Raw genomic sequence first — 18940 nt, 5'->3', positions numbered from 1 at the left:
AGGATGGGGCGCAATACGTTGAATTTAGGCCATGCTTTGTTACAGCAGGGAAGACAGGCCGTGGCTACCCGCAATGACAGTCAGCCGATGGCGGAAATGCCAATGGTGTTGACGCTCGATCAGCTTCGCCCGAATCCGGATAACCCCCGCACCCGCCGCAACCCGCGTTATGACGATATCAAGGCATCCATAAAAGCCCGTGGACTGGATACAGTGCCGAAAGTCACGCGTGACCCGGATGGCGATGAGGTCTATATCTTCAGTGATGGCGGGAATACGCGCTATCAAATTCTGTCCGAATTGTGGCAGGAGACCGGGGATGAACATTTTTATCGGGTTCATTGCCTGTTTAAACCGTGGCCGGGGCGTTTACAGTGTGTTATCGGGCACCTGGCCGAAAATGAGCTGCGGGGTGAACTCAGCTTTATTGAAAAAGCGTTAGGTGTCTGCAAGGCCAGAACCCTTTATGAAGCGCAGAAACAGCAGAAAATCACCCAAAGTGAACTGTCTGCCCTGCTGGGGGCAGCCGGTTTTCCTGTCAGTCGCAGTTATATCAGCCGGATGGAAGATACGGTGCAGTACCTGTACCCGTGGATGCCCAACCTGTTGAATTCGGGGCTGGGCGTCGCGCAAATCCGGGCATTGCTGGCATTACGACAGGATGCCGATGCCGTCTGGCAACAGCATGTGGCCAGTATAAACCTAAAACCTGCCGTCACTTTTGATGAAGTTTTTGGGGCCTGCTGCCGCAAGTTTGATGCGCCGGAAATCTGGTCGCCGGAGATGTTCCGGGATGAGCTGATTGGTGATTTATTACCGGCCCTGCCACACCCGCAGCTTAATTACGACCGCTGGGTACTGGAATTAGATCCGAAAGAAAGCAACCGCCGACAGCTCTTTGGTGAGCAGGCCAGCACGTTTGACCCTGTGCCGGTACCGGCAGAGCCTGAAACGAAAAAAACGGCGCGGGTTCGAGCGCCAGACAGGGAATCGAACCCGCGCCCCCCTTCTCAGTCCACCGCCCGGGCCGTGCAGGCACCTGCGCCGGAACCCGCGCTGGTTGATAAGGCACCCGGGTCTGCGCCGTTAAATCCGGTTATTCCGCCTTATCAGCCGGATAGCGCGGATAACCCACCTGAATCCGCACTGCCTGTCCCTGAAACCGAATGCCTGGCTTTTGCCCAGACGGGGCTGGAGCCGGTCAGTTCGGTCTGGGCGATTTCCCCAATGCAGGATGATATTGAACATCTGCAAAACATGGCATTCCGGCTGGCGTTTGAACTGGCAGAAGTGATGGCATGTGACGGTGATTTACTGCCCGTATCAACGGTGGATTCGGCGGGCTTCTGCCTGACTGATGGGCAGGATACCCATCCTTTTTCGTCTTTATTGTTCAGCCTGACCGGAGAGAGCACAGCTGATCGGGGTGAACTGACGCTGGCTGCCGTTTTGCTCGGTACCGCCAGACAGGAAGGTCTACCGTTACTGGATGATACCCAGACCGTCAAGTTCCTGCGGCTTATCCGGGTGCTCCGTCGTCTGCGTGAGCTTCAGCGTCAAATGACATCAGAGATGATAGCGATGGCGTGATCCCGGTGCATCGTGCGGGGTATCTGTTTTCCAATGTGTTGTTCATGACATTTTGACTGGCCTGATAGTGGAGGAAGTGGATGAATCATTTATCGCAAGTGACAAATAGCCTGCTGATGCAGCTGGTGATGGATTTGAAGAACGGCTATATCCGCCGTTGTGAGGCGCTGGGGCTGGCCCCCAGCGAGATGCTGATGTTGCAGCGCCTGACGATTGAGGATTTGCACTATCTGGGTAACAGCCCGGTGTCGGTGCTGAATGTCCATATTCATCACACCAATCTGGTGCGCCTCTTACAACAGGCGCGTATCGAGCAGCAGCGGATGCAACGGATTGACCGGGCACTGGAATTAGGCGGCTCTATCGAGCTGATGCACTATTTTTTTGGCCTGTCCAGTCTGGAAATCGCCGCCCGGCGGCGGATTGCCGGCATGGCAGTCCGGCCGGGGCGCGGCTCGCCCCTGACGGAAGAGGAAAGCCGTCACCTGTGGCAACGCTGGCAGGCGGCAATGATTACCGATGCGGACAGTGCTGAAGGGCTGGATCTCATGATGGCGATGGCTGAGCACCATGCGGTCTCGCTGACGTCCGTCTGGCGTGCCGTGAAGGACTGGCAGCACAGCGGGGCACCTGAGCCTGTCAAAAAAACAGGCATGAAAGCCCTCAGTTAAAAAAACAGAACGGGAAATGATGTCAGGAAAATTAACGGAAATGGTCCCCGGCCTGCATGTGCCCGCCACCGCACCGTTGTCACTGCGCCATAAAGCGCAACATCAGGTACGGTGCTACCAGCAGGGCGAGCGTAATTACGTCCGGCTGAAAGAAAAAGGCAAGGGGTATCTGAAAATCAATGTGGGCTTGTTCTGGCGGCTGTTAAGCCGTGATAACGGGCAATCGTGGGAGCTGATGCTCCATGAACGCTACAACAATGAAATTCGTAAATCCTGAATGTGACTGAAGTTATGTCATTCTGCACCCTGTTGCAACAGGGTGCAGCCCTGACATTATTTTTTAGGGCTAACGCCGCAGAAAAGGGAACATGATGAACCTGTCCGCCGACAGCATAATTGCACACACCATTGCCAAAATGAAAATGCGTCTGGAAAAACAGGCGGACAATGACGTCTCACAACTGCGCAGTGGCCTGCTGTTTATGGGCAATATTCATGATGCCTATCCCCGCCGTCTGTTGCTGGATGATCGCCTGTCGCCACTGGATAAAACGGGCTGGATGATGATCCGCCTGTACGCGCAGCAAAATGAAGGGGCGGTTTTCCCCAGTTATGACGAATTGCAGGTACTGCTGGCCTCGCCTTATAAAGGTAAAGCCTCCCGTGAAACGGTCAGCCGGGTATTACTGATGCTGCGGATCACCGGCTGGCTGAGTTTATGTAAGCGTATCCGGGATGAACACGGGCGGGTGCGGGGCAATATTTATGCGCAACACGATGAGCCGCTGACCTGCCGTGATGCCGAGATGTTAGATCCCCACTGGCTGGATACGGTGGCGGAAGCCTGCCGCAGTAAGAACCGCACCATCAGCCAGACGGCCCGGGACGTCCTGACCGACATCAAAGACGATCCGCTGATGCGCCATCGTCACAGCCATATTCACCTGCTGGAAGCAAGGCTGAATGCCGTGCAGACTCCGCAGCAAAGTGTCATGCGCCAGAAGCTGGGATCTGAGTTGCAAAAGGAAGCGGTGCAAACCGAACTCAGGGGAATTCAGCCGGGTTCGGAAACCGAACTGAGTCCACCCATGGGGCAGGCTGAGCTGAATTCGGTATCCGAACTCAGTCTGCAATCAACGTCTTATAGTGGATCAGCTAAACCGAACCGTTATGTACGTTCTTTCACACAGAGTGTGAATAAAAAAACATACGTTGATCCGCAATCCGCGCTTTTTCTGCCAGAAGGACTTTGCCGACAACTGGAGCCGGAAGCGGTAACGATGCTGAACAGCCAGCTGCAAGCGTTGCCCGCTGAGCAGGCACAAACCGTGTTGAACTGTCTGGATAAGGCGCTACGGGCCGGGAAAATTGGTAATCCGGTCGGCTGGTTGCTGGTGATGATGAAACGGGCACGGGAGGGGAAATTATATGAACAACCTGAAACGGCGGTTACCCCGCCAGCCTCGGCTAAGGTACCTGTTGAATGCACTCAACAGGTCGTGCGATCTGCTTCACCTTCCTCACAAGCCCATGTGCGTAATATGGTGAAAGATATCCGTCAGCGGCTGACAATGGCAAAATACCGCAATGATAATATTGATTAAAAAACAGGCGTGTGTGCCCGTGGCACACACGATTAAAAAGTGCACGGTTTTGAGCGAGGTACTCCAGATTGGACATCATCCTGGGTTACCTGAGCCTGGTATGGTTAAAAAGTATACGCCTGTACCCGTGGCACACGCGGTTAAAAAGTGCACGGTTTTGAGCGAGGTACTCCAGATTGGACATCATCCTGGGTTACCTGAGCCTGGGGCGGTTAAAAAGCATACGCTTGTGCCCGTGGCACACGCGGTTAAAAAATGTTCTGTTTTGAGCGATACAACAGAAGCTGGAAATCCTCCTGTGTTGCCTGTGTCAGGGGTGGTTAAAAAACAGATGCCTGTGCCCGTGGCACATGAGGCTAAAAAAACATCACTTTTGGTCGCGAATAAAATTCACTCTTTTTCCCGTTTCCCATAACTGGTTATTCGTTGAGTCGCAAACGCCTTTGCCTTGATAGTTCTACTGACTTATCAAGGCAAAGGAGTCTTTGTGCATGTCTGATTCAGAAGACAAATCACCATCCCAGCCGCGTTTACGCGCCGGGGTATTAACCTCCTCATTAACGATTGAACTGCATACCCACTATGCCATCCGTCTGTGGGCAGGGCGCAGACGGGAAGAGATCAGCAATCCACGAAAATTTTCAGGCATTCTTGGGATGCCGCAGGTGATTAAACGCGCGGGCACGATCAGTGTGGATGCCGCTGCCGATAATCCGTATGCCGATACCTGGCTGGTGAAGCTGGAACAAGCGCTGGATAAGGCTTCCGTCAATCTCCAGCAGAGTCTTGCCACTTTGCAGGATACGTTGAACGCGGTACCACAGCAGATCACCTTATCCGCCGTTTCCTCCGTCGAACCGCTGAATATCGGGGTTTACAGCCATTCACCATTAGGCTATCGCTGTGTCTGGCTGCTGGTAGGTTACGACCAGCTGGCGATGAAAACGTTTCAGGTTTTCCATTATGGGCTGATTTCACGTTCAGATCGTGATGCCTTTCTGCACAATGGCAGCCGTGCCGTTCGCCAGATTTATGGCATTGTACGCTCTTACCGTTCACTGGCGGTCACCCGGCAGGATATTGCGGAAAAAACGCCGGCCGGGCTTGAGGCCATTAAACTGCTGGGTGAACCCCATCCCGACATTTTGTCAGGCAAGTTGCGGTCGGTTTTCTCGCCGCCATTGCGCCCGGCTGCGCAAGGCTGAGGGAGGGCAACTATGCCACTTTATCTGTGTGAAAAACCCTCCCAGGCCAAAGACATTGCCAAAGTCCTGGGGGTGAAACAGCGCGGGCAGGGATTTCTCTTCGGTTCCGGTGTGATTGTCACCTGGGCCATCGGGCATTTGCTGGAGGTGGCCGCGCCCGAACACTATGGCGAGCAATTTGGTCCGCCGTGGCGGATGGCGGTGCTGCCGGTGCTACCTTCGCAATGGCAATGGACAGTCAAAAAAGAGACGGCCGGGCAGTTTGCGGTGATCCAGCAATTATTGAAACAGGTCGATGAGGTGATTATTGCCACTGATGCCGACCGCGAAGGGGAAGTTATCGCGCGGGAGTTGCTGGAGTATTGCCATTTCACCGGTACGGTCAGGCGTCTTTGGTTGTCGGCACTGGATGAAACCAGCATCCGGCAGGCACTGGCGGCGATATTGCCGGGTGAGCAGACAGCAGCACTTTATCAGGCCGGACTGGGACGGGCACGGGCCGACTGGTTAACGGGCATCAACCTGACCCGTTTGTATACCCTGAAAGCGCAGGCCCTGGGTTTTGGCGAGGTGCTGTCCATCGGGCGGGTGCAGACCCCGACACTGGCATTGGTGGTGAACCGGGATAAGGCCATCGCCCGGTTTGAGCCAAAACCTTACTGGCAATTGGTGGCTAAACTGGAAAAAGACCGCATGCGTTTTCGGGCCAAATGGCAGCCGGTAACGGATGAGTGTGATGAAGAAAACCGTTGTATTAAGCCGGATATTGTTCAGGCCGTTCAGCAACGTTGTCAGCAGGCAACACACGCCACCGTCATGGATGTCAGCAAAAAACGGGAGAAAACGCCCCCGCCGCTCTGTTTTGATTTGGGGACATTGCAGCAGACCGCTTCCCGTCACTGGGGCATGGGCGCGAGCCAGGTGCTGGCGATTGCCCAGTCCCTGTATGAAACCCATAAAGCGACCACCTATCCGCGTACGGATTGCGGCTATCTGCCAGCGTCCATGCAGGCAGATATTCCTGTCGTGCTGACAGCACTGGTGCGCACCGACCCGGCTATGGAGACCCTTATCAGCCAGCTGGATAAACAAGGTGTTTCCCGGGTCTGGAATGACAACAAGATCACGGCACACCATGCCATTATTCCCACACGTCATGCTTTTGATCTCACCCGGTTAACAACCGACGAGTTAAAGATTTACCAGCTTATCCGTCAGTATTATCTGGCGCAATTTCTGCCGGTGCAGGAAACCGATGTGACTGCGGTAACACTGGATATCGGCGGGCAGTTATTCCGGGTGAAAGGCCGGGTGAATGTGATCACAGGCTGGAAGGCACTGTTTGCAGATGGAACGAGAGGGCACGAAAAGGAAGACGAGCAGGAAGCCGATTTACCCCTGCCGGCCCTTAACCAGGGCGATTGCTGTCAGGTGATTGAGGCAAAAATTCAGTCACTGTACACCAAACCGCCGGCCCCGTTTACTGAAGGTACCCTGATTGCCGCGATGAAAAATGCCGCCAGTCTGGTCAGTGATCCGCAATTAAAGCAAGTCCTGCGAGAAAGTGCCGGGCTGGGTACGGAAGCGACCCGGGCCGGCATTCTGGATACGTTGTTTAAACGCCAGCTGATTGAGCGAAAAAAGAAAGCGATCCACGCAACGCCGCTGGCGCAGGAACTGATTGCCGGGCTGCCGGCGGTACTGACCGATCCGGGGATGACCGCGTTATGGGAACAATCGCTGGAAGATATTGCACAGGGTAAAGCGTCGCTGGCGGTTTTTATGCAAAAACAGGCGCAGTGGCTTGTGCATTTAGTCGAGCGCGGCAAGGCACAGCCGCTGCATCTGACGTTGCCGAAAACACCCGAATGCCCGAACTGTGGCGGCCGGATGCGGCAACGGCAGGGAAAAACCGCGCCGTTCTGGGGCTGCGTGAACTATCCGGCCTGTAAAGGGATGCTGAATGACAAAGCGGCCACGCAATCGCGCAAAGCCCGGCGGGCAAATCAACGGACATGAAGATCTGGTTGTTGATTGACGTGTTGATGGGATGCTTTAAGAATCAACCTGTTTCTTAAATGATCGGTGAGCCTGCAACGATCGCCTCCGGGTGGCTGTAAAACTCCCGTAGCCTGAAAGGGAGCGCCTCAACGCGGTACATCTGCCCACCTTTGGAAGCAGATATTGCCAGCTCAACGGCAATGAAGGTTCATTATTCTTTATCAGCACGTCAGTAACGTATCTGTCTGACACCCGGCGGGGAAAAACCTTCCCGCCAGGGGACAGGATTTTCTCCGTTACCCCTTATTGTTTACCTCCATGGAGAACATCGTATGTCTGAGAACGCAACAGCATTAACCAAAAACGACTATTTCAACCTGAATATCAAGGGACTCGGCTATTTGAATCATATCCGCCATGTCAGCACCGCCAGTGGCACGTTCCTGAGCTGTGTGATTAATGCGTTAAATGGTCCCAGTGATAATCCGGTCTATGTCCGTTTTGATATTACCGTGGTCGGTAAGGAGGCGACCAGCCTGGTGGGTCGTTGCCAGAAAGCCGTTGACGAGGACAAAAAAGTGTTGCTGGGCTTTACCTTAAGTAACCCGTCCACCGATATTTTTACCCTGAAACGCGGCGATCATGCCGGTGAACAGCGCGTCAGCCTGAAAGCCCGCCTGATTAAAGTGGACTGGATTAAAATCGGGCAGGACAAAGTGTATCAGGCCGAACAATCCGATTCGACGCCGCCACAAAACGGTGTTGCGCAAGCCGAATATGCAGAAAACTCATTCTGATATTCATTCTACTCCACTGACTTGCCCTGATGTTTCAGGGCAGTCTCTTTGCTAACAAATACAATAGGGTACAGAGATGACTATTCCCCCCATTGGCGTTCTGGCACTGCAATATTGTTATAAGCAATTACCGTTAACGGTGTTACAAACCCGTGCAGGCTTTTATATCGGCACGATAGAGGGCGGCGTGCCCTGCTCCCGTGAGTCTATGGAATATTTTGCCCGCCGTGAGCAGGCGGAATTTGCCCTGAAACAGGGGCGCTGGACACAACGTCAGTCAGCGTAACAGAAAGGAAATCGATATGTCTTCACGGGGTATCAACAAAGTGATTTTAATCGGTAATCTGGGACAAGATCCGGAGATCCGTTACCTGCCAACCGGCGGTACCGTGGCAACGCTGTCACTGGCAACATCAGAAAGCTGGCGGGATAAACAAACCGGTGAAATACGGGAGAAAACCGAATGGCACCGGGTAGTGATCTTCGGCAAATTAGCCGAAATTGCGGCGGAGTACCTGCAAAAAGGCGCCCAGGTTTACATTGAAGGCCAGTTGCAAACGCGCAAATGGCAGGATCAACAGGGGCAGGATCGCTATTCAACCGAAGTGGTAGTGAATGTGAATGGCACGATGCAGATGCTGGGCAGCCGTGGAGATGCAAAACAGACGGCGGTTCAGCAAACTGGGCATAAGCCAGCACCGAAGCCACCGTCTTCTAAACCCGCCAATAAGGAAAGAAAGGTGACTCCGGCAGTACAACCTGCTGTGTTACCGAAAGAGGAAGAAGTAGACTGGGGAGATGAGATCCCGTTTTGAGCGGTTCGCTAAGCTGCTCAGTGTCTTGCAGGTGAAAGTCCTGCCGCAGTAGTTGGTTGATTTGACTGCGTAGCTATGGCGTACGTGTGGATGGTGACTGAAACACGGGAGCAACGCCGGATAAACGTGACCCCTGACCCAGACTGTGGGTGCGCGCAAGTATGCAGCCCGTAACGCAAGTGAACCTGAACAAGCCTCGTAAATTTCAGCCATACCGTTATGCTGGGAGAGTGTGGTGTAGGGTGATCCTGCCGAGCCTTTAGAATGGGGGCGAAGGCCAGTGAATCATGATGGATTAACAACCATATGAAGTCATGACAGGGATCCGGGGTATTGAGGATGGGATGCATGTATAGCACTGAGTGGAACGAACGAGACCTCTCCCTGTCGTAGTCTAACCCACTGCGTAATCAAAGATATAAGGTAACCGCTGAAATTCTGAGAGATGCAGGATAGAGGAGTCGGAGGAGGTCATAGTACTGTTGATGGTAGGGACAACATAACCTGACCGTAGGGAAGGACCTCTACTTCTGTCATGCCTGTTGTTACAGGAGGTACTACGTGATTGCGAAAGCTCTAAACACGGCATTTGAAAAGGTACGAGTACTGCAACGCAAGCTATACCTGGCAGCCAAGGCGGATCCAAAACGTAAATTTGGTGTTCTGTATGACAAGGTATGTAGTGGTCGTGTGCTTGTTATGGCATGGACGCAGGTTAAAGCCAATAAAGGTTCTTCAGGAATTGACAGGTTAACAATCGATAAGATTGAAACTGAAATTGGTGTAGGTAACTTTCTGCAAGACATCCAGAAGAAGCTAGTTCAAAAGAAGTACTCTCCTCAACCGGTGCGTAGGGTTTACATTCCTAAACCGGATGGAAAGGAAAGACCACTGGGCATACCTGTTATTGAAGATCGTGTAGTTCAGGCAGCAGTAAAGATAGTCATAGAACCGCTTTTCGAAGCGAGTTTTAAAGATTTTTCATATGGCTTTCGGCCTCGCAGAAATGCGCAGCAGGCGCTGAGAGAAATCTATAAGTGGCTAAATTTTAAATGTTACTGGGTGGTAGATGCTGATTTGAAGTCTTATTTTGACACTATCCCCCATGATAAATTGTTGTTATCGGTGAGAACCAGAGTCATAGATCGCTCAGTTGTGAAACTGATTGAAATGTGGCTGAAAGCTGGAGTAATGGAAGAGGGAAACCTGAAAGCGGGGATAGCAGGAACTCCACAAGGAGGCGTGATATCTCCACTACTGGCTAATCTTTACCTGCACTGGCTGGATCATATCTGGGAAAAAGAGGGATTCAATCAGCGTGAGCATGACGCTCATCTTGTTCGTTATGCCGATGACTTTGTCATTTTGTGTAAGAAAGCACCGAGGTTTTATCTGGCTCAAGCCTGTAAGGTACTTGATCGGCTTGGATTGACGCTAAATACCGAAAAGACGAAAGTCGTTCATGCAATAAAGTCACCGTTTGACTTTCTGGGGCACAGGTTTGCAGTGCAGCCGTCCAAAAGGGATGGAAAATTGAGAACCTATTACTACCCCTCACCAGAAGCGATGAAAAGAGTAAAGCGAAAGATTCGTGAAGTGACACGAAAAGGTCAGCATCGGGATCTTCCGGAGCTAATCAGAACAGAAATAAACCCAATCCTTAGAGGGTGGGGTAATTATTTCAAGACGTGCAACTCCCGGATGCATTTCAAAAGCATCGCAAATTACACGATATGGACACTCTGTATTATGTTGAGGAAGAAGCACAAGAAGCGAACTAAAGGATGGAGGGACCATCCGCCGAGCTGGTTCTACAAGTATCACGGGTTATTTAAGTTGTATAGTCTGTCGATAAACGGAAACGAAGTCAGTCGGTATGCTCGCCTTGTAACGTCGTAATGCAGCAGGAAGAAGACAGTCGGAAAGCCGTGTGCGGGAAAACCGCACGCACGGTTTGACGAGGGGCCGCTGGGGAGATGACATCAAACTTGAGGCCTACTCTACGAGTGGTTAAACTTATTGCCCTGTTATCACAGGGCTTATCCTCAACCTTAATTTACGGGTAAAATGGTGTGGCTTATTTAATACGAGTGGCCAGTATGGTCAGCTTATTTAGCCACTGATTGAAATGTGGGCATTGGGCGCGAATGATATCTAAACCAATATCACCGACGATCAGTGGACCATGTAAAGTTTTATGATAATTGGGAATGATTGCCAGAATACGTTTAGACGGGGCCGTTTGCGGGCTGTTATTGATATCTTCAGGTGTATCAAATTCATCTTTGATGGCCTGTAGTGCGGCAATTGGTGCATGGTCATCAAGCCAGTCTGCAAATTTTTCGGGTTGGCAAAATAGTAACGCTTCAAATTCATGCAATAACAGATTGGGAATAAAATTAGCCTGTCCGATATCATTAGCGAAAGCCTGCTCCAGCTTCACGACCCGTTCGTTGGCCGCATTATCCCGTTGTTCGTTATAATCAGGGAAATCAGTTGGCAGACCATAGTAGTCGATAAGTATGGTGACGAATGCACCGGGATCTTGTCGGCATAAGCGGGTAATTTGGTGTTTTACTTTGCCGTAACTCGTGATCCCCCCTTTCTGGCTGGAACTCGTCTGGGCTAATATAGGTGTCAGATAGATATGTTGTGCAAAAAAATAAGGTGCCACCACATCCCGCACGAAAGTTTCTTCTGTCTGCCCTTCGACAAAAACGTTGATACGGATCATCGCTGTGGTCTCCCGCCAAGTAAGTTTTTCTTCCATAATTCACCCAAACTATAGTCTTCAAGCCATTCGGCCAGAGTTTCATTATCCAGTCGCTTAAAAGTAGAAGCGCCTTGTTGTTTGTCGACCACAATTAGATCATCAGCATCAAACTGGTTAACCAGCTCGACCGACTGAGTGGAAATAATCAGTTGATGTTTATTGCTGGCATTTTTAATCAAACCCGCCAATACATTGATGGCATAGGGATGGAGTCCGAGTTCAGGTTCATCAATAATAATAGAATCGGGCATGTAATCTTCGGGTTGCAGTAGCACAGTCGTGAGTAAAATAAAGCGCAAAGTACCATCAGAAAGTTCACTGGCTTTAAAAGGAATATCCTGATCTTTTTCTGTCCATTCGAGTTGAATGTAGTCGGCATTATCCGGTGTGGATCGTAAATAAAAATCACCAAAAAACGGCGCGACCATCTGAATGGCTTTGATAATGCGGGTGTAATGTTGTTGGTGATTTTTTTGCAGACGATACAGAAATGCCGCTAAATTGGCCCCATCTTCCCGCAGGTAATCATTATCATTAATGCGGTAAGTTTGTTTAACTTTGGCACTGTCACTCGTATCATGAAAATGATATACCCGCCAACGAAGCGGGCTCGGTAAGGTGTCATTTTCAAGGTTCGTATGATTAACCTGAGATTCAAAATGTCCGGCACCAATATCATATTCTCTTTTACTGTCACAAAAGAGTGATTCATGGCGAAACATCATGCGGTTATCATTAGTCGGTTCCAGTTCAAATTTATAACCATTGTGGCCAAAAGAAAGTTCAGCCCCCATAAACTCGGTTTTTTTGCGACCAAAGTGTAAGAGGGTATCGGGTCCCCCCATTTTACCAACAAGAGATTGTAAGCGCTGATCGAGCAGGACGGAGGACAAACGAAAGAAACTGATGAAATTGGATTTTCCGGCACCATTGGCCCCAATAAGGATATTCAGGCTTCCCATTGGTAAATCACATTTTGCGATAGATTTGTAGCCTGTTATCTTAATTCTACTTAAGTGGTCATTATCAGTTATTGGTTTCATAATTTTGCCTTTTCAGCATCATGTGACTCAATTGTGCACTATCTTAAGGTAAACAATAAAATAAGTATTGTCTTGGTCGCTGGCTTTGCGTCCTTTTTTTAGTGAAATGGAGTAAGTAATATGCAATCGCGGGATAATTGTCTGAAAGCCATTATCAAATGGGCGGAGAATGCAGACAACGTTCAGGCACTGATTCAGACTGGTTCTCTGGCCCGAAAAGATAATTCCAGTGATGACCTTTCGGATATTGATATTGAAATCATTGTATCCGACCCAAAATCACTGATGAAAGATGATCAGTGGATGCATGAATTTGGTGAACTGATTACTGTGCTTCGTCTTGATCCAGATGAACATCAAGCATGGGCCACACGTCTTGCCATTTATAACAATGGCGTAAAAATCGATTTCACCTTGGCGGGTATTGATCGTATTCACTACATGGCAGAGAGTGGAATTCTTGATGAACTCTATGAACGAGGGTATAGAGTACTATTCGACAGAACGTCGATTACCCAAGTGCTTCCTGTTTCAACATACGGATTTCCAGTGAGACAGCTTCCATCACAGTACGAATTCAAAACTTCAGTTGAAGAATTTTGGTTTGAAGCTTTCCACATACCTAAATATTTGTCTCGCGGGGAACTCTGGTTGGTTAAATTTCGTGATAACACGATGAAAGAACTCTTGATGTGTATGTTGGAGTGGAGTGCACTTGCTCGAAATAATGAGTCGATAGATCTATGGCATAATGGCTTGCATTTAAAGGAATGGACTGATTCGCAAACGTGGACTGAATTGCAAAACACCTTTGGACGGTTTGACACATCTGATGCACTACGCGCATTTGAAGCAACGACTCAACTATATGGGCGTTTGGGACGGGAAGTTGCCCAAATTATTGGTTTCGATTATCCGCAGGAGTGTGAAACCCGCATAACCGAACTGAACAGAAAGGTTTTGTCACAGCATATACTTTGAATATTCTGAATATATTTTATTTACTTGTTAAACTAACATGTTCGATTATTGAATTAGATAACTCAATCGGTTAAAGTAAAAAAGCTATCAGCACATCTGATAGTCGGGGATTTGCAACCCTGTTAAAGAGTAACCCACTGGTAGAAATTTTCTGCCAGTGTGCCTGCTATCGCACCTTCAATGGCGGTTCAGGCAGGGGAGGCTTCGGTCTCGCCGGACGGTTACTCCCGGTATTGCAAACCCTGTCTGAACTACCACCAATAATCAACAGAAGGGGAAGCAGGTATGACTCACACTCAACAAGACTGGCACCCAGCCGAAATTATTTGTGCATTACGCAAGCGTGGTACCACACTCGCCGCTTTATCCCGTGAATCGGGACTCAGTTCTTCTACACTGGCAAATACCTTATCCCGCCCATGGCCCAAAGGGGAGTTTATCATCGCTACCTGTCTGGAGATGGCGCCATCTGAAATCTGGCCCAGCCGTTATTTTGACCGCAACGGTAAGTTGATTGAGCGGAGAAGACGTCAATCGGTGGCTGAATAATGTTCCGTTATTACCCATGCCACGTAATACGATAATACCGGTTCAGGGTTTATCCGTTATTTCCTATTACGACACCTTTATTTTCAGCAAACACAGTTGAGTTGTTCATTGAATACATCACCGGGTTCCTTGCATAGTCAGGATTATTTTACGACTGAGCAGGAACCTATCTGGCATGAAAATAAACGTGTTAATCGGCTTAATGGCGGTCATACTGACGGGATGCGAGACTCCCGTAAAACAACCGCTATCTCAGCCTTCCCAAAGTCGTTTTCCTTCCGTCACACTGACACGCAACATTCAGCCTGTTTCACCGGATATTTATGGACAACAACCTGAAGTTGTTCGTTATGGCCGTTATTTGCTGGCCAGTACCGACCCGACAGAAGCACAACGTGCCCCGCTTTCCCAATTGGTTGATATCCATATCCCTGCGTCGCTGAAACCGACGGTTGCTGATGCACTGCATTACGTGTTGCGTCAATCAGGTTACTCGTTATGTGCACCGGATAAAACCCATGACATCTTATATCGCCAGCCATTGCCCTCGGTGCACTATCAGTTAGGCCCAATCCGGTTGCGCACCGCATTGCAAATCATGGCAGGCCCGGCCTGGCAACTGGACGTGGATGAGGTGCAGCGAGTGGTTTGTCATCATTTACGACAAGGCTATCAGCTACCTGATTCAGCTAAACAAACGCAGCAGGGAGGGCATTGATGAAATGGCATCGTTTCGGTTTATTGGTCTGGTTACTGAGCAGTTCAGTGTGGGCAGCCACACCGGCACCGTTAGCTTCGCAGCAGACACCATCGACAGAAAGCCAGCCGCAACCCTTGAAAAGCCAGGCTGAACAGTGGAAGCTAAGTGCCGATGAATACCAGCGTTATCAGCACCTGGTGAAGGGGCCACGGGGTATCCAGTCACCGGGGCTTGATCCGCTGACTACATTAGGCATTGAAGCCGACAGTGATGCCGAACGCCGTCGTTATGCTGAACAGTGGGTTAAATCAGAATTTGCCCGTACCGAGAAAGAATTGCGCTTCCAGCGGGAAGTGGATGCGGCCTGGCAGCGGCTGTTTCCGGATGTGCTGCCAGTCAATATGACAACATCGCGCGGGACAAATGGCCGGCTGGCACTGTTTGTCAGAGCCAAAGATTGTCCACAATGTGAAACCCGTTTGAGCGAAGTCCTGGCGGCTAACCCGCCCGTTGATATTTATTTGGTAGACAGCCAACGTAATGATGACACCTTACGGCTGTGGGCCAAAGACCATCATATCCCCGTTGAACGGGTACGCAACCGGCAAATCACACTGAATCATGATGCGGGTTACTGGTTCCGGTTTGGTAAAGGGCTGATGCCGGTATTGCTGCGACAAGGAGATCAAGGATGGCAGGTCACGTCATTACAATGAAACGGTTGAGCGTATTCCCCATTATCGGCCTGTTATGGATTAATACCTGCCAGGCCGAACTGAATGTCATTGCTGATTTAGGCGGCCAGGATGCCTCGCCTTTTTATGAAAGTATTCATGCCCAACCGGGGGATATTCCTGCACGACCCCCGTATTCCTTACCAGAAATGGTTGGCGAAGCCGCGATGTTGCCCGTTAAAACACCGGAACTGACACCGGGGCAGGTGATAAGTCGATCACTGCAATTGCCGGGCATTGGGGCGTTATTTCTGATTGGCGATGATCCTGACTCACGCCAGTGGTTAAGCCAGAATGCCACCCGATTCAAGCAATTGCACGCTGTGGGGCTGGTTGTCAATGTCAGTGAGATAGCCGGTTTACAGTCACTGCGGGCATTAGCGCCGGATGTCTTGTTATCGCCGGCTGCCGGTTCGGAATTGGCTCGCCGGTTGCAACTGCAACATTATCCGGTGTTGATCACCGAAACGGCGCTCTCTCAATAGTTATCATCATGAGCCGCCGTTACGTTGTTGAAGCCCTGTTACGTCCTGCCGTCGAGCTGAATACCGCGGTGGTCTCCGCCGTTGCTGCGTTTATCTGCATCCGGGCACCCTGGGCTATCGCACTGGCCCCCTCAGTCAGTTATGTCATGGCCGGCGGTTTTGCGGTATTGGCGATGATACGCACATGGCAGGGTATTCAGGTACTCCGCTATCGCCGAAACCTGCGTCGCTTGCCGCGTTATCAGATGGGCACAAAACAGATCCCCGTCAGCCATCAGCGCCTGTTTCTGGGCAGGGGATTTCGCTGGCAGCAGAAGCATACCCAGCGTTTGCAGGATACGCGGCGGCCGGAAGTCGAACGCTTTGTGCAACCCTCTCAGGTTTATCAGCTTGCCCGTTTGCTGGCGCACCGAACGGAATACTGTTGGCCTAAGTTATCAGCGCTGTTACGCAACGATTCCCTTTTTAATCCGGTGCGGCCTTTGCCCCCGGTTGGCGGTAACCCCATGATCCACGGCATTGAGCCACAGGAAGCCGACGTGTTTATGGATCTGCGTGAGCGGGTCGGGCATACCTTAGTGATGGGTACCACCCGTGTGGGGAAAACCCGGCTGGCTGAATTGCTGATAACCCAGGATATCCGGCGGGGCGAGGTGGTGATTGTCTTTGATCCGAAAGGCGACGCTGACCTGTTAAGGCGGATTTGGGCAGAAACGCACCGGGCGGGTCGTGGCAGTGAACTTTCCCTCTTCCATCTGGGCTGGCCGGAAATTTCGGCACGTTATAATGCGGTCGGGCGGTTTGGCCGGGTCTCGGAAGTTGCCTCCCGTCTGGCGGGGCAGCTCAGTGGTGAGGGCAACAGTGCCGCATTCCGTGAGTTTGCCTGGCGCTTTGTCAATATTGTCGCCCGGGCTTTAGTTGCACTGGGGCATCGGCCGGATTACACGCTGATTACCCGTTACGTCAATAATATCAGTGAATTGTACCAGCTCTATGCCACGAAAATGCTGGCAGAAAGGCAGCCCGCCCTGCTGGAGCAAATCAACCAAACCCTCGGCAAGCTGAAAGAAAAAGATATCCCGCGCAATATGCAGGGACAGCCGGATGCGCTCAGACTCTGGGCGATGGAAGTCACGCTGAGTTCAGAAGCGGGTAAGTCGCTCTACGATCCGATTCTGGACGGGTTACGCTCTGCCGTGCGTTATGATCGTACCTATTTTGATAAAATTGTCGCTTCCTTATTGCCGCTATTGGAAAAACTGACCACGGGCAAAATCGCTGAACTGTTATCACCGGATTATCTCAATATGATGGATCTGCGCCCCATCTTCGACTGGGAACAGGTGATCCGCAAGAACGGGATTGTGTATATCGGGCTGGATGCACTGTCTGACAGCGATGTGGCCTCGGCGGTGGGCAACAGTATGTTTGCCGATTTGGTCAGTGTCGCGGGGCAAATCTACAAATATGGTATGAATGCAGGGTTGCCGGTTCGCGATGACGGGAAGCTCGCGATTAACCTGCATTGTGACGAATTCAATGAGCTAATGGGGGATGAGTTTATCCCACTGATCAATAAAGGCGGCGGTGCAGGCATGCAGGTCACCGCCTATACCCAGACCTCCTCCGATATCGAAGCCCGTATCGGCAGCCCGGCTAAAACCGCACAGGTGATCGGTAACTTCAATACCCTGATTATGTTGCGGGTGCGGGATAACCGGACAGCCGAGTTACTGACCAGCCAGTTGCCGGAAGTGGAAATCTACAGCAAAACGCTGGTTTCAGGGCACTCTGATATTGCCGATGTTGAACAGGGGCAGGATTTTACCTCGTCCACGCAGGACCGGGTAGGTACGGTCAAAACGCCGCTGGTGACGCCGGCTGAGATGATTAACCTGCCGAAAGGGCAGGCGTTCGCCTTACTGGAGGGCGGGCAACTGTGGAAAATTCGGATGCCTCTGCCAACCGGCGATAACGATGATGCCCTGATGCCGGCGAGTTTGCAGAACATCGCTGAGTATATGCGCCGACACTACCGCACCCGTGAAAACTGGTGGGAAGAGAAGGGGTAATTTCACGTCATGACACAGTCAGAAAATCAATCCCGCTCGGCTTCACAACCCCCACGCCAGCATGGCCTGCTGTATCGTGTGTTATGGGCATGGCCGTGGCAACTCATTGGGTTTATTGTCATGTCCTGGCTATTCAGTCTGTTACTGGAATATCTCGGGATGACCTTTTTCTGGCCGGAACAGGGTGCCGCTCACAGCCAGACGATGATGAAAACCGAGCTGCAATTTTTATCCACGGAATTGACCCAGAGCCTGTTGTTGTCAGATCCCGCACAAACGGTCTCTGACGGGCTGACGCAGGCATATCAATGGATTTTTGTCGACAGTGGTTTTATGCACTGGATACAGGGACAATGGCAGTATCAACTCAATAGCCGCAATGATTTTATGCGTGAATTCAATGCGGTATTGCATGGCATCTCGGAGCATTTGCGGGAATATTGTCTGGCCACGGTGTTTATCACCATGGTGACGTTAATCCGGTTAGCTATCCTGGTGTTATCCATCCCTTTGTTTGTGATGGTGATTTTAGTCGCACTGGTTGACGGACTGGGACGGCGGGATTTACGCCGTTATGGCGCAGGCTATGAATCCAGTTTTGTTTATCATCATGCCAAACGGGGCATTAGGCCAGCCTGCACCATTCCCTGTGTGCTGTATTTATCCTGGCCGGATACGATGTATCCTGCGGTGATATTGTTGCCAGCGGCATTATTACTGGGTATGGCGGTGATGATAACGGCTGCGATGTTTAAAAAATACATTTAAATTGCTGGACGATGGCATGCAAAACGGGTTTTTGTTTTGTATGCCATCGTCAGCAGACAAGCCGCATCGCGGCGCGTCAGTGATTATTATACGTCTCTGAGATTTCTTTTTTTGTCAGTTTAACTTTATCCTGTGTCATTTGGGTGATATTC

20 protein-coding genes are annotated in these 18940 nt (G+C 50.8%); 18 read left to right on the top strand and 2 right to left on the bottom strand.

The window, feature by feature from the left end; genetic code table 11:
• Positions 1 to 3 precede the first annotated feature (3 nt).
• The 11 genes from WDV75_RS05810 to ltrA all read left to right on the top strand — a co-directional run bounded on the left by WDV75_RS05810 (position 4) and on the right by ltrA (position 10582).
• Positions 4 to 1590, top strand: a complete 1587-nt coding sequence (locus WDV75_RS05810) for a ParB family protein (protein ID WP_273571235.1) — start codon at positions 4 to 6, stop codon at positions 1588 to 1590.
• 80 nt (positions 1591 to 1670) lie between these two features.
• Positions 1671 to 2261 (top strand): DUF2857 domain-containing protein, encoded by a 591-nt coding sequence (locus WDV75_RS05805; RefSeq protein WP_273571237.1) that lies wholly within the window; start codon positions 1671 to 1673, stop codon positions 2259 to 2261.
• 19 nt (positions 2262 to 2280) lie between these two features.
• Positions 2281 to 2538 (top strand): hypothetical protein, encoded by a 258-nt coding sequence (locus tag WDV75_RS05800; RefSeq protein WP_273571254.1) that lies wholly within the window; start codon positions 2281 to 2283, stop codon positions 2536 to 2538.
• Between the two features lie 91 nt (positions 2539 to 2629).
• Positions 2630 to 3865 (top strand): STY4528 family pathogenicity island replication protein, encoded by a 1236-nt coding sequence (locus WDV75_RS05795; protein ID WP_273571239.1) that lies wholly within the window; start codon positions 2630 to 2632, stop codon positions 3863 to 3865.
• Positions 3866 to 3884: 19 nt separating this feature from the next.
• Complete coding sequence (locus WDV75_RS05790) at positions 3885 to 4280, top strand: hypothetical protein (RefSeq protein WP_273571241.1); 396 nt, start codon at positions 3885 to 3887, stop codon at positions 4278 to 4280.
• Positions 4281 to 4356: 76 nt separating this feature from the next.
• Positions 4357 to 5070, top strand: coding sequence for a PFL_4669 family integrating conjugative element protein (locus WDV75_RS05785; protein WP_273571243.1), 714 nt, complete (start codon positions 4357 to 4359; stop codon positions 5068 to 5070).
• Positions 5071 to 5082: 12 nt separating this feature from the next.
• Positions 5083 to 7089, top strand: a complete 2007-nt coding sequence (locus WDV75_RS05780) for a DNA topoisomerase III (protein ID WP_273571245.1) — start codon at positions 5083 to 5085, stop codon at positions 7087 to 7089.
• A gap of 314 nt (positions 7090 to 7403) precedes the next feature.
• On the top strand, positions 7404 to 7868 hold the full coding sequence (locus WDV75_RS05775) for an STY4534 family ICE replication protein (RefSeq protein WP_273571246.1): 465 nt from the start codon (positions 7404 to 7406) through the stop codon (positions 7866 to 7868).
• Positions 7869 to 7944: 76 nt separating this feature from the next.
• The gene (locus WDV75_RS05770; RefSeq protein WP_273571248.1) at positions 7945 to 8154 is read left to right on the top strand and encodes a hypothetical protein; all 210 of its coding nucleotides are present in this window, start codon (positions 7945 to 7947) and stop codon (positions 8152 to 8154) included.
• A gap of 16 nt (positions 8155 to 8170) precedes the next feature.
• Entirely contained in the window at positions 8171 to 8683 is a 513-nt protein-coding gene (gene ssb, locus WDV75_RS05765; RefSeq protein WP_338860856.1) for a single-stranded DNA-binding protein, read from the top strand.
• Between the two features lie 561 nt (positions 8684 to 9244).
• Positions 9245 to 10582: a group II intron reverse transcriptase/maturase gene (gene ltrA, locus WDV75_RS05760; RefSeq protein WP_338803455.1), complete on the top strand. Its 1338-nt coding sequence runs from the start codon at positions 9245 to 9247 to the stop codon at positions 10580 to 10582.
• Between the two features lie 178 nt (positions 10583 to 10760).
• On the opposite strand, the gene WDV75_RS05755 is transcribed toward ltrA, so the two are convergent.
• Positions 10761 to 11453, bottom strand: coding sequence for a DUF4276 family protein (locus WDV75_RS05755; RefSeq protein WP_273572264.1), 693 nt, complete (start codon positions 11451 to 11453; stop codon positions 10761 to 10763).
• A complete protein-coding gene (locus tag WDV75_RS05750) occupies positions 11414 to 12499 on the bottom strand; it encodes an AAA family ATPase (RefSeq protein ID WP_273572262.1) in 1086 nt (361 codons plus the stop codon). The genes WDV75_RS05755 and WDV75_RS05750 overlap by 40 nt, the downstream gene beginning before the upstream one ends.
• Before the next feature lie 120 nt (positions 12500 to 12619).
• On the opposite strand from WDV75_RS05750, the gene WDV75_RS05745 reads away from it, so the two are divergent.
• The 7 genes from WDV75_RS05745 to WDV75_RS05715 all read left to right on the top strand — a co-directional run bounded on the left by WDV75_RS05745 (position 12620) and on the right by WDV75_RS05715 (position 18788).
• Entirely contained in the window at positions 12620 to 13480 is an 861-nt protein-coding gene (locus tag WDV75_RS05745) for an aminoglycoside 6-adenylyltransferase (RefSeq protein WP_273572260.1), read from the top strand.
• Between the two features lie 285 nt (positions 13481 to 13765).
• Positions 13766 to 14029, top strand: a complete 264-nt coding sequence (locus tag WDV75_RS05740; protein WP_273572258.1) for a helix-turn-helix domain-containing protein — start codon at positions 13766 to 13768, stop codon at positions 14027 to 14029.
• A 175-nt stretch (positions 14030 to 14204) separates the two neighbouring features.
• Entirely contained in the window at positions 14205 to 14747 is a 543-nt protein-coding gene (locus WDV75_RS05735; RefSeq protein ID WP_273572256.1) for a PilL N-terminal domain-containing protein, read from the top strand.
• On the top strand, positions 14747 to 15445 hold the full coding sequence (locus tag WDV75_RS05730; RefSeq protein ID WP_338860852.1) for a TIGR03759 family integrating conjugative element protein: 699 nt from the start codon (positions 14747 to 14749) through the stop codon (positions 15443 to 15445). Before WDV75_RS05735 ends, WDV75_RS05730 begins: the two co-directional genes overlap by 1 nt.
• Positions 15421 to 15948, top strand: coding sequence for an integrating conjugative element protein (locus WDV75_RS05725; RefSeq protein WP_273572397.1), 528 nt, complete (start codon positions 15421 to 15423; stop codon positions 15946 to 15948). The genes WDV75_RS05730 and WDV75_RS05725 overlap by 25 nt, the downstream gene beginning before the upstream one ends.
• Positions 15949 to 15956: 8 nt before the next feature.
• On the top strand, positions 15957 to 18020 hold the full coding sequence (traD, locus tag WDV75_RS05720) for a type IV conjugative transfer system coupling protein TraD (RefSeq protein WP_338860850.1): 2064 nt from the start codon (positions 15957 to 15959) through the stop codon (positions 18018 to 18020).
• Positions 18021 to 18029: 9 nt separating this feature from the next.
• On the top strand, positions 18030 to 18788 hold the full coding sequence (locus WDV75_RS05715; protein WP_273571599.1) for a TIGR03747 family integrating conjugative element membrane protein: 759 nt from the start codon (positions 18030 to 18032) through the stop codon (positions 18786 to 18788).
• Positions 18789 to 18940: the final 152 nt, after the last annotated feature.

Origin of the sequence: Xenorhabdus griffiniae (assembly GCF_037265215.1) — a bacterium.
Taxonomy (GTDB): Bacteria; Pseudomonadota; Gammaproteobacteria; order Enterobacterales; family Enterobacteriaceae; genus Xenorhabdus; species Xenorhabdus griffiniae.
This window is presented reverse-complemented; position numbering and strand designations above follow the sequence as displayed.